This window comes from Mariprofundus ferrooxydans PV-1, assembly GCF_000153765.1.
Classification (GTDB): Bacteria; Pseudomonadota; Zetaproteobacteria; order Mariprofundales; family Mariprofundaceae; genus Mariprofundus; species Mariprofundus ferrooxydans.
Map to the genome: position 1 here is coordinate 519,604 of NZ_DS022294.1, position 10,937 is coordinate 530,540.

Below are 10,937 nucleotides of genomic sequence, written 5' to 3' on the forward strand. Positions count from 1 at the left end.
TTTATACCTCTTCCGCCACTTCCAGAGTCTGCCCTTCGGCCAGGCGTACAACAGCCTTGCGGTAGCCGGAACGACTGCCTGACTGTGCACCACGACGCTTAGGCTTGCTAGGCATATTGATCACCTGAACCTTATCCACATTCACCTCAAAAATGGCTTCAATGGCGGCCTTGACCTGCGCCTTGCTTGCCTCACGGGCAACGCGGAAAGTGTACTGATTTGCTGCACCGGTAGCCGTGTAACTCTTTTCAGTAATTACAGGCTGGCGCAAAATGTTAAAGTGATTGATGTTCGCACTCATGCCAGACGCTCCTCAAGATTATCAATAGCAGCTGATGTCAGCACGACACGCTTGCTCTTGAGCAGGTCATGCAGATTCACCTGACCGTCGAGAACAATGCGGGTGTTCGGCACATTACGTCCGGACAATTCAACTGCGTTGTTGGACTCGCCCAACACGATCAGGCCTGAATCAGCACCCAGAGCGCCCAGTGTATCCACAAATGCCTTGGTCTTGATCTCAGCAAGCTCAAGCTTGTCTACAACAGTCAACTTACCTTCACGCAGACAATCAGACAGAGCCAGGCAGAGTGCCCGACGACGCTCTTTCTTGTTGATACGGGTAGCAAATGATGTATCAGCAGACGGACCATGTGCGGTACCGCCATGACGCCACTGCGCCTGACGTGAAGAACCTGCACGGGCACGACCGGTACCCTTCTGCTTCCATGGCTTCTTGCCGCCACCGGAAACTTCCGAACGATCTTTCACCTTGCTGGTGCCGCCGCGCTGGGCAGATGCCAGTGCTGCATACACACGGTGGACAAATGCAGCATCTGCATCCAGACCGAATACAGCCGGATTAAGCTCGCGCTTGCCTACTTCTTTATTACTCTGATTTACGATGGTGATTTCCGCCATCTTACGCTCCCTTTACGGCTGGACGCAGTTCAACCAGCCCATTACGTGAACCGGGAACAGCACCCTTAACCAGAATGCGGTTTGCTTCTGCATCCACACGAACAACTTCCAGGTTCTGCGTGGTTGAACGAACATTACCGAAATGACCCGGCATCTTCTTACCCGGGAAAACACGGCCCGGCCACTGACACTGACCGGTTGAACCCATCTGACGATGAACCTTTTCAGCACCATGGGTTGCACGGCCACCACCGAAGTTATAACGCTTCATAACACCGGCAAAGCCATGGCCCTTGGAGGTGCCGGAAACGTCGATCTTCTGACCTGCTTCAAACAATGTTGCATTCAGCTCCTGACCGAGCTCAAACTCGGCATCAGCAGCAATGCGGAACTCTTTCAAGCCACCAGCTACTTCCTGGCCCTGACGGGCATAGTGACCCTGCACAGGACGCGTGGTGTTGCGCTTGGCTGCACCAAAACCGACCTGAACAGCATCATAACCGTCCTTGTCAGCGCTACGACGTGCAACAACCTTGCACGGTTCGATGTTCAGGACAGTCACTGCAATAGCGGAGCCGTCTGCAGTAAAAATCTGTGTCATGCCCGCTTTCCGGGCGATTAATCCAATACTCATGATCTTCTCCCCCTTACAGCTTGATCTCGACATCCACGCCTGACGGCAGGTCGAGCTTCATCAGCGCGTCTACGGTCTGTGGTGTCGGCTTATCTATGTCCAGCACACGCTTGTGCGTACGGATCTCGAACTGTTCACGAGAATCCTTGTATTTGTGTGGAGATTTGATCACACAAAACTTGCGGATTTTGGTCGGAATCGGAATCGGACCGCGCACTTCTGCGCCTGTACGTTTTGCTGTCGCCACAATGTCAGCCGCACTCTTGTCCAGAATACGATGATCAAAAGCCTTCAGGCGAATACGAATACTTTGAGTTGCCACCTAGGCCCCCTATTACTTACTAATGTCGGTAACGACGCCAGCGCCGACCGTACGACCACCTTCACGGATGGCGAAACGCAGTTCCTTATCCATCGCGATTGGGGTAATCAATTCAACATCCATTGAGATGTTATCGCCAGGCATCACCATCTCGGTGCCTTCCGGCAGTGTTACTGAGCCTGTCACGTCAGTTGTACGGAAGTAAAACTGTGGACGGTATCCATTGAAGAACGGGGTATGACGACCACCCTCTTCCTTGTTCAGGATATAAGCTTCAGCCTTGAAGGTTGTGTGCGGGGTGATTGAACCCGGCGTAGCCAGTACCTGACCACGCTCTACGTCTTCACGCTTGGTGCCACGCAGCAGTACGCCCACGTTATCACCAGCCTCACCACGATCCAGCAGCTTGCGGAACATCTCAACACCGGTACAGGTCGTCTTGGTTGTTGGCTTAACACCAACAATCTCGATCTCCTCACCAACCTTAACCACACCCTGCTCAATACGACCAGTCACCACAGTACCGCGACCGGAGATAGAGAACACGTCTTCAATCGGCATCAGGAATGTCTTGTCGATCGGACGCGTCGGGGTAGGAATGAACTCATCCACAGCTGCCATCAGACGCAGAATAGATGGTGCGCCGATTTCAGATGCGTCGCCTTCCAGCGCCTTCAGTGCAGAACCGATGATCACAGGAGTGTCATCACCCGGGAAGTCGTAAGAGTCCAGCAGCTCACGAACTTCCATCTCTACCAGCTCAAGCAGCTCTTCATCATCAACCATGTCTGCCTTGTTCAGGTAGACTACCAGATGCGGTACGTTTACCTGACGTGCCAGCAGCACGTGCTCGCGGGTCTGTGGCATCGGGCCGTCTGCTGCCGATACAACCAGAATCGCACCATCCATCTGTGCAGCACCGGTAATCATGTTCTTTACATAGTCAGCATGGCCGGGGCAATCAACGTGGGCGTAGTGACGTGCCTCTGTCTCATACTCAACGTGGGCAGTCGAAATCGTAATGCCGCGCTCGCGCTCTTCCGGTGCGCCGTCAATGTCGCCGTAATCTTTAAATACAGCGCCGCCTGTCTCGGACAGAACCTTTGTGATCGCTGCCGTCAATGTGGTCTTGCCATGATCTACGTGACCGATGGTTCCAATATTGACGTGCGGCTTGGTCCGCTCAAACTTTTCCTTTGCCATGATTTACTCCTTAACCCTTAACTGCCGCAATAATTTCTTGCGCAATGTTATTTGGAACTTCTTCATAATGCTTAAACTGCATGGTGTACGTTGCACGCCCCTGAGACATTGAACGCACGTTGGTCGAGTAGCCGAACATCTCGGACAACGGTACCTCAGCGTCAATTACCTTGGCATTGTTACGATCTTCCATACCCAGGATGCGACCGCGACGACGATTCAGATCGCCCACGATATCGCCCATGTAGTCTTCCGGCGTCACCACTTCCACTTCCATCATCGGCTCAAGAATGACCGGCTTGGCCTGTGCACAACCGGCACGGAAGCCCATGGAACCAGCCACCTTGAATGCCATTTCATTGGAATCGACATCATGGTAAGAGCCGTCAACCACGGTGACACGAACGTCAACCATCGGATAGCCGGCCAGAACACCGTTCTGCATCGCTTCTTCAGCACCCTTGCCAACAGCCGGAATATATTCACGCGGAATAGAACCACCGGTGATCTTGTCGACAAACTCGAAGCCGCCGCCAACTTCCATCGGCTCGATCTCCAGCCAGCAGTGACCATACTGACCACGACCGCCGGACTGACGTACAAACTTGCCTTCTGCCTTGGTTTTGCCGCGAATGGTTTCGCGGTAAGCCACCTGCGGCTTGCCGACATTAGCTTCCACGCTGAATTCGCGCTTCATACGGTCAACCAGAATCTCCAGATGCAACTCGCCCATGCCGGAGATGATCGTCTGACCGGTCTCTTCATCGGTACGAACGCGGAAAGAAGGATCTTCTGCAGCCAGACGGCCCAGAGCAATACCCATCTTCTCCTGATCCGCCTTGGTCTTCGGCTCGATAGCCACCGAAATCACCGGCTCAGGGAACTCCATGCGCTCAAGGATAATCGGCTTTTCAGCCACACACAGCGTATCGCCGGTCGTGGTGAACTTCAGGCCTACCGCAGCGGCAATATCGCCGGCACGCACTTCCTTGATCTCGGAACGCTCATTAGCATGCATCTGCAGAATACGGCCCAGACGCTCTTTCTTGTTCTTGGTCGAGTTGATGACATATGAACCCGCTTCAATCTCACCGGAATAAACACGGAAGAATGTCAGCGTACCCACGAACGGATCGGTCATCACCTTGAAGGCCAGTGCTGCAAACGGCTCTGAATCAGATGAGAGACGCACATCAGGCTCGTCGGTATCCGGGTGAACACCCTTGATCGCAGGCACATCGATTGGCGCAGGCATATAATCAACGACTGCATCCAGCAGCGTCTGAACACCCTTGTTCTTGAACGCAGTACCAGCCAACACAGGAATCACACTGATATCAAGCACAGCCTTGCGGATACAGGTCTTCAGCGCAGCTTCGTCAATCGCCTCACCCTCAAGATAGGCCATCATCAGATCTTCGTCATGCACAAGCACGGCATCCAGCAACAACTCGCGACGCTCTTCAGCCACTTCCTGCAGATCAGCAGGAATGTCCATCACGTCGTACATCGCGCCCATGGCTTCATCTTTCCAGACGATGGCCTTCATGGAAACCAGGTCAACCACGCCCTGGAAATTCTCTTCGTTACCGATCGGAATATTCAGCGCAACAGCATTATGACCCAGACGCTCACGAATATCTTCTACTACACTGAAGAAGTCGGCGCCGGTACGATCCATCTTGTTAACAAATGCAATACGGGGAACGTGATACTTGTCAGCCTGACGCCAAACGGTCTCAGACTGAGGCTGCACACCACCCACCGCACAAAATACGCCAACAGCGCCATCAAGCACGCGCAGGGAGCGCTCTACTTCAATGGTGAAATCCACGTGACCGGGGGTGTCAATAATATTAATCTGATGGTCCTGCCATGAACATGTGGTCGCAGCAGAAGTGATCGTGATACCACGCTCCTGCTCCTGAGCCATCCAGTCCATGGTCGCAGCGCCGTCATGCACTTCGCCGATTTTATGACTAACGCCAGTGTAAAATAACACGCGCTCAGTCGTTGTCGTTTTGCCGGCATCAATATGAGCCATAATGCCGATGTTGCGTACACGTTCCAGTGGTGTCTTACGAGCCACGTCGCCACTCCTTAACCATCAAATTTGAAAGAACTAAAAAAACATACTGTCTTTTTAAATGCCGGACATTGCTGCCCGACCAATTTTTATACCACTCTTGCCGGCGACTCGCGTCGCCCGCCACTTACCAGCGGAAGTGAGAGAATGCCTTGTTCGCTTCTGCCATACGGTGTGTCTCGTCGCGCTTCTTGAATGCACCACCGCGCTCATTAACAGAGTCGGCGATCTCATTGCCAAGACGCTCAGCCATCGTGTGCTCTGAACGCTTGCGCGAAAACTCTACCAACCAGCGCACTGCCAGCGACTGCTGACGACGATCGGAAACTTCGATCGGCACCTGGTAGGTTGCACCACCCACGCGGCGGGACTTCACTTCCACCTGTGGACGCACTGCTTCCAGCGCCTGGTGCAGAACAGCCAGCGCTTCTGCACCGGTCTTCTGCGCAGCGATATCCATTGCTTCATACACAATAGATTCCGCAATATTCTTCTTACCGTCGAGCATCACTTTATTAATGACGACTGAAACCTTGTGGTCACCATACTTGGCGTCGTTCACTACCGGACGACGGGTAACTGGGCCTTTACGTGGCATATCTCTATTCCTCTCTTACTTCGGACGCTTGGCGCCATACTTCGAGCGAGCCTGTTTACGACTCTCAACACCCGTTGTATCCAGAACACCACGCAGAATATGGTAACGCACACCCGGCAAATCCTTCACACGGCCGCCACGAATCAGCACAACCGAGTGCTCCTGCAGCTTATGACCCTCGCCCGGAATATAGGCGGTGACTTCCTGACCATTGGTCAGACGCACACGCGCCACTTTACGCAGAGCTGAGTTTGGCTTCTTCGGTGTCGTCGTATACACACGTGTGCAAACGCCGCGACGCTGCGGGCAAGCCTGCAAGGCCGGAACCTTGTTGATTTTGCGCTTGTCTTTGCGCGACTTGCGAATCAACTGATTGACTGTTGGCATGATTACCTCATTAAAAACTTTCACTCTGCTGGCAGCACTCCAAAAGAAGGTGCCTGCGAAGGGTCGCGAACCATAGTGTCGCTCATTTAAACTGTCAACCCGATTTTATGGCATATTTTATTTTTCACCTCCTATATATATAACCTTCCGACAATCTGCAGCGCCAACATCATGTCCAACCGCAACGGATACAAGGCGTCAGGCCGTAGCGGGGCAACGGACATAGCGCTATATCATCTGTTTTTATCAGCCCTGCAAAAAATTCCGCCCTTCGTCGGCCTTTATCCACGACTTCACCAACACGCAGAGCTTTCACCTGCCCTGCTACTCGTCTCGCCGGAACAGCGCACACCCTCATCTGTCATGAAACTTGAATTATCAGCATCTATTGCGATAATCAGCAAATTGCTTCATCCTAAATATACCTTAAACCCGCATATTATAAGTTACAGGATGAACAAACGGGGAATATAATACACTCCTGATTGCCAGCCGCAGACCAACGAGCGGCTGAAAGCCGGGAATATTATCAATGGAGGAACACATGAAAAAGAAGGAGCAGAACAACGGCCTGAGAATGATTCTATTCTATTTAACATGCGCCGTTGTTGTCGTGATAATGCTATTCGGAGGTCTGCTTTTTACCAAAGCACACATTGTCTCAGGCGTTACCCACAACAATCAGACCGAGCTAAATGAGGCTATCAACTTTCACAAGCTGAACAACTCCGTCCGGGGCCAGATGCCGGGTATTATGGATACGGTAAAAAAAGACCCTAACGACATATACTCCAGCTCAGCCATTATCAACAGCAATCACCCGAACATCACTGTCACACCGGAAAACGTTGTAGAGCTGATGATCAAGACCTCGATCGCAAAAAAAGATGCAGATGGCTCCGTTTCATTCAATGACTTTGACATGAGCAGAGAATCCCTCTCCTACTCCAGGCTGAGCCTGAAGTTTGTCAGCAAGACCAACAAGGATGACTGGTTCACCACCGTCATCGCCAAGGATGGCAGCGTATTGGTCTGGAAGGTCAATGCTGTATTCCTCTCCCCGTCACTGCTGGATAAATTGCTACAGTAAGCCCCGCGAGCAAACGATAAAGGGGCCGAACGAAATCATTTCGTTCGGCCCCTTTTTTTGCACGCATCAAACTTCAAACCACCGCCATGCACACTCCGGTGAAGGTTCGCAGACACCCCCTCCAGCAAAGTCGCACTCAATCCAATTTAAACTCAACCCTGCCGAATGCCTGCTCTCGGCAAAAAATAGATACTCAGACCACCCGTTAATGTATTCATACTCTTTCGCGATATATGCAACCTACTAATTTAACTTCATAAGGAACATTTCATGCCATATACAAATATTTGGGAGCCTCGTGGCCTGCACTGGATGTTCTCAGGTGAAGTAAGTGGGGATGAGATTTTTGAATCAAACCTCGAGTTACATACAGATATCCGATTTAAAGGGATTCAATATATTATTAATGATTTCTCAGGAGTAACAGATCACTCAATAGACCTGGGACATACGGAAGTCTATGCATCAACAGATAAGATAATATCTAAAACTAAACATACACTTGCAATCGCTCTGGTTGTACCTCAAGCACACTTTTTTGATTTAGCAAAAAACTATTGTGACCTCATGAGAGGACAAACGTTCGAATGTAATATTTTTCAGACAGTTGAGGATGCACGAAGTTGGATTAGCAAGTCTGAATGACCGGGTGTGGACCACAAAATCAGTCACTCCTGGCTGAGCGCCATCACCACGTGGACACTGAACTTGAACAACTGGGGCATACTCGTGCATTCAGGTTAAAGCTTTTCAGTTGCTATCGCGTAATCTAAAACCACACCCGTGGCTTCGTTTCCTTCACACTATCGCGCAGCTTTAAGCCATCCCCATGGCTCAGGTTTCAGGCTTTTCAGTTGCTATCGCGCAATTTAAAGCCACACCCGTGGCTTTGGTTTAAAGCCTTCCAGTTGCTATCGCGCAATTTAAAGCCACACCAGTGGCTTCGGTTTTAAATCTTTTCAGTTGCTATCGCGCAAATTGAAGCCACACCCGTGGCTTCAATTTGCTTGCTAATCCAGTGATTGGAGCATGGTTTCACATGCTTTCTTCGCATCGGCAAACAACATCATCGTCTTGTCCATGTAGAACAGGTCGTTATCCAGCCCAGCATAACCTGCGGCCAGGGAGCGCTTGATCACAATGACATGCTCGGCCTTGCCCACTTCAAGAATCGGCATGCCGTAAATCGGACTGGATGGGTCGGTCTTGGCTGCCGGGTTGATCACATCATTGGCCCCGATCACCAGCACCACATCGGTATCGGAAAACTCCGGATTAATCTCATCCATCTCGTAGACGATATCATAAGGCACATCGGCTTCGGCCAGCAGCACATTCATATGACCGGGCATGCGTCCGGCTACCGGATGAATGGCAAACTTCACGTTCACATCCATCTTGAGCAACACATCCACCAGCTCCTTGAGTGCATGCTGGGCTCGCGCCACGGCCAGACCATATCCCGGCACAATTACAACCGAACGCGCATTTTTCAGCAGAAAGACCGCATCCTCCGCCGCACCACTGTGTACCGGCCGCTCACCAACAGATCCGCCGCCGGCAGCCGCAGCCTCTCCGCCAAAACCGCCAAGCAGCACGCTAAACAACGAACGGTTCATCGCCTTACACATGATATAGGAGAGGATCGCACCGGATGAGCCGACCAGCGCACCGGCCACAATCAACATATTGTTGCCCAGCGTAAAGCCGATGCCGGCAGCCGCCCAACCCGAATATGAGTTCAGCATCGATACGATCACCGGCATATCCGCGCCGCCAATCGGCACAATCAGCAACACGCCCAGCACCATAGCCACCGCCAGCATAATCAGAAACGGCGTCATACCCTGGGTCACGCAGAACAGAATACCGGCAGCGATCATCACCAGACCCAGCACCAGATTCAGCCAGTGCTGGCCACCAAAGACCAGCGGCTTGCCGGAGAGTAAGCCCTGCAGTTTACCGAAGGCGATCAGCGAAGCGGTAAAGGTAATTGCACCAATAAATGTACCGAGAAACAGCTCAATGCGACTGGCCGGATAAAGTCCGCCATGTGCATCAGCAATGCCATAGGATACCGGGTCAATAAAAGCGGATACCGCAATCAGCACGGCCGACAGACCCACCAGCGAATGCATAAAGGCCACGGTTTGCGGCATATGCGTCATCGGCACCTTGCGCGCAGTCACACCGCCGAAGAGTCCTCCGACAGCAAGCGCGGCCACAATCCATGCATAATTTTGCACGGAGTCCAGCTGCAGCGTTACCAGCGCGGCAATACCCATGCCGAGCATACCGAAGAAGTTACCGCGACGAGCGGTTTCCGGACTGGCCAGCCCCTTCAGGGCAAAAATAATCAGTACGGATGCAATGAGGTAGGCCATAGCCACCATATTTAAAGACAGCATATCAGCCCCTGGAACGTTTCTTGAACATGGCCAGCATACGCTGGGTAACCATGAATCCACCGAAAATATTCACCGCCGCCAGGCCCACGGCAATCAGGCCAAGCACGGTAGCCAGACTCATCTCCACAGGACCTGCCGCCAGCAGCGCACCGACAATAATGATACTGGAGATAGCATTGGTTACACTCATCAATGGCGTATGCAGAGCCGGCGTCACATTCCAGACCACGTGGTAGCCTACAATCACGGCCAGCACGAACACCGTGAAAGAAAAAACAAACGGGTCCACAGCGGCATGTGCCGCATGGCCCGTAGCAGCCTGCGCTACAGCCTGTGTCATCTCTGGCGCACTCATGATTCTCCTCCCGACTTCAGCAACTGCGGCTTACGAAACTCGCCATTCTGACACAACAGCGACGCTTCGATCACTTCATCTTCCAGGTTGATATTCAATCCGCCCGACTCACTATCCAGCATCGGACTAATAAAATTAAACAGGTTCCGTGCATAGAGCTGGCTGGCATCGGTTGCCATCAGCGACGGCACATAGGAGATACCCACCAGCGTCACGCCATGCTTCTCCACCACCTGATCAAGCTCGGTCAACGGACAGTTACCACCCATCTCGGCGGCAAGATCCACAATCACCGAGCCCGGCTTCATGCTGAGCACTACCTCTTCGGTAATCAGTACCGGTGCCGGTCGACCGGGGATCAACGCTGTGGTGATGATAACATCGGATTTCGCAGCATGTGCTGCAATCAACTCCGCCTGACGCTGTTTGTAGTCGTCATCCATCTCTTTGGCGTACCCACCGGCATCTTCGGCATCCGCGTCCGCCTTCACCTCGACAAAGCGGGCACCCAGACTCTCCACCTGCTCCTTGGCTGCCGCACGCACATCAAACGCCTCCACCGTCGCACCCATGCGACGCGCGGTGGCAACCGCCTGCAATCCGGCAACGCCTGCCCCCATCACCAATACTCTGGCCGGCTGTACTGTTCCCGCAGCAGTCATCAACATCGGGAAAAAGCGCTGATAATGCTCCAAAGCCAGCAACACCGCCTTGTAACCGGCGATATTCGCCTGTGAGGAGAGCACATCCATACTCTGCGCGCGCGAAATACGCGGCACCATCTCCATGGCAAAACAGGCCAGTCCATGATCGGCATAATCTTTCAGCAGCGGATTGGAAAAAACGGACATCAGGCTGGCTACAGCCGCTCCCTTCGGCAGGGCCGGCAACTCGGATGCCTCGGGTGCGCGCACCTTAACACCAGATCAGCAC

Annotated in this window: 13 protein-coding genes; 2 read left to right on the plus strand and 11 right to left on the minus strand. The window is 52.6% G+C overall.

What is annotated here, in order from left to right:
- Position 1: 1 nt before the first annotated feature.
- From rplW to rpsL, 8 genes are all read right to left on the minus strand, one after another.
- The gene (gene rplW, locus SPV1_RS02385) at positions 2–301 is read right to left on the minus strand and encodes a 50S ribosomal protein L23 (RefSeq protein WP_009849494.1); all 300 of its coding nucleotides are present in this window, start codon (positions 299–301) and stop codon (positions 2–4) included.
- The gene (gene rplD, locus SPV1_RS02390; RefSeq protein ID WP_009849495.1) at positions 298–921 is read right to left on the minus strand and encodes a 50S ribosomal protein L4; all 624 of its coding nucleotides are present in this window, start codon (positions 919–921) and stop codon (positions 298–300) included. Before rplD ends, rplW begins: the two co-directional genes overlap by 4 nt.
- Position 922: 1 nt before the next feature.
- Positions 923–1,555: a 50S ribosomal protein L3 gene (gene rplC / locus SPV1_RS02395; RefSeq protein ID WP_040881409.1), complete on the minus strand. Its 633-nt coding sequence runs from the start codon at positions 1,553–1,555 to the stop codon at positions 923–925.
- A 13-nt stretch (positions 1,556–1,568) separates the two neighbouring features.
- Entirely contained in the window at positions 1,569–1,877 is a 309-nt protein-coding gene (rpsJ, locus tag SPV1_RS02400; protein WP_009849497.1) for a 30S ribosomal protein S10, read from the minus strand.
- 12 nt (positions 1,878–1,889) lie between these two features.
- A complete protein-coding gene (tuf, locus tag SPV1_RS02405) occupies positions 1,890–3,080 on the minus strand; it encodes an elongation factor Tu (RefSeq protein WP_009849498.1) in 1,191 nt (396 codons plus the stop codon).
- 10 nt (positions 3,081–3,090) lie between these two features.
- On the minus strand, positions 3,091–5,169 hold the full coding sequence (gene fusA / locus SPV1_RS02410; RefSeq protein WP_009849499.1) for an elongation factor G: 2,079 nt from the start codon (positions 5,167–5,169) through the stop codon (positions 3,091–3,093).
- A 124-nt stretch (positions 5,170–5,293) separates the two neighbouring features.
- Complete coding sequence (gene rpsG / locus SPV1_RS02415) at positions 5,294–5,764, minus strand: 30S ribosomal protein S7 (RefSeq protein WP_009849500.1); 471 nt, start codon at positions 5,762–5,764, stop codon at positions 5,294–5,296.
- A 15-nt stretch (positions 5,765–5,779) separates the two neighbouring features.
- Positions 5,780–6,151 (minus strand): 30S ribosomal protein S12, encoded by a 372-nt coding sequence (gene rpsL / locus SPV1_RS02420; protein WP_009849501.1) that lies wholly within the window; start codon positions 6,149–6,151, stop codon positions 5,780–5,782.
- A 544-nt stretch (positions 6,152–6,695) separates the two neighbouring features.
- Here rpsL and SPV1_RS02425 point away from each other — a divergent pair.
- Together SPV1_RS02425 and SPV1_RS02430 are read left to right on the plus strand one after the other, a co-directional pair.
- Positions 6,696–7,241 (plus strand): hypothetical protein, encoded by a 546-nt coding sequence (locus tag SPV1_RS02425; RefSeq protein ID WP_018294681.1) that lies wholly within the window; start codon positions 6,696–6,698, stop codon positions 7,239–7,241.
- A 270-nt stretch (positions 7,242–7,511) separates the two neighbouring features.
- The gene (locus SPV1_RS02430) at positions 7,512–7,886 is read left to right on the plus strand and encodes a hypothetical protein (protein ID WP_040881411.1); all 375 of its coding nucleotides are present in this window, start codon (positions 7,512–7,514) and stop codon (positions 7,884–7,886) included.
- Between the two features lie 365 nt (positions 7,887–8,251).
- Here SPV1_RS02430 and SPV1_RS02435 read toward each other — a convergent pair whose 3' ends face one another.
- From SPV1_RS02435 to SPV1_RS02445, 3 genes are read right to left on the minus strand one after another with little or no spacing between them, the layout of a single operon-like run.
- Positions 8,252–9,649 carry an NAD(P)(+) transhydrogenase (Re/Si-specific) subunit beta gene (locus SPV1_RS02435; RefSeq protein ID WP_018294024.1) on the minus strand — a complete coding sequence of 466 codons (1,398 nt, stop codon included), beginning with the start codon at positions 9,647–9,649 and terminating at the stop codon, positions 8,252–8,254.
- A 1-nt stretch (position 9,650) separates the two neighbouring features.
- Complete coding sequence (locus SPV1_RS02440; protein WP_009849505.1) at positions 9,651–10,004, minus strand: proton-translocating transhydrogenase family protein; 354 nt, start codon at positions 10,002–10,004, stop codon at positions 9,651–9,653.
- The gene (locus SPV1_RS02445) at positions 10,001–10,918 is read right to left on the minus strand and encodes an NAD(P) transhydrogenase subunit alpha (protein WP_009849506.1); all 918 of its coding nucleotides are present in this window, start codon (positions 10,916–10,918) and stop codon (positions 10,001–10,003) included. Before SPV1_RS02445 ends, SPV1_RS02440 begins: the two co-directional genes overlap by 4 nt.
- Positions 10,919–10,937 lie beyond the last annotated feature (19 nt).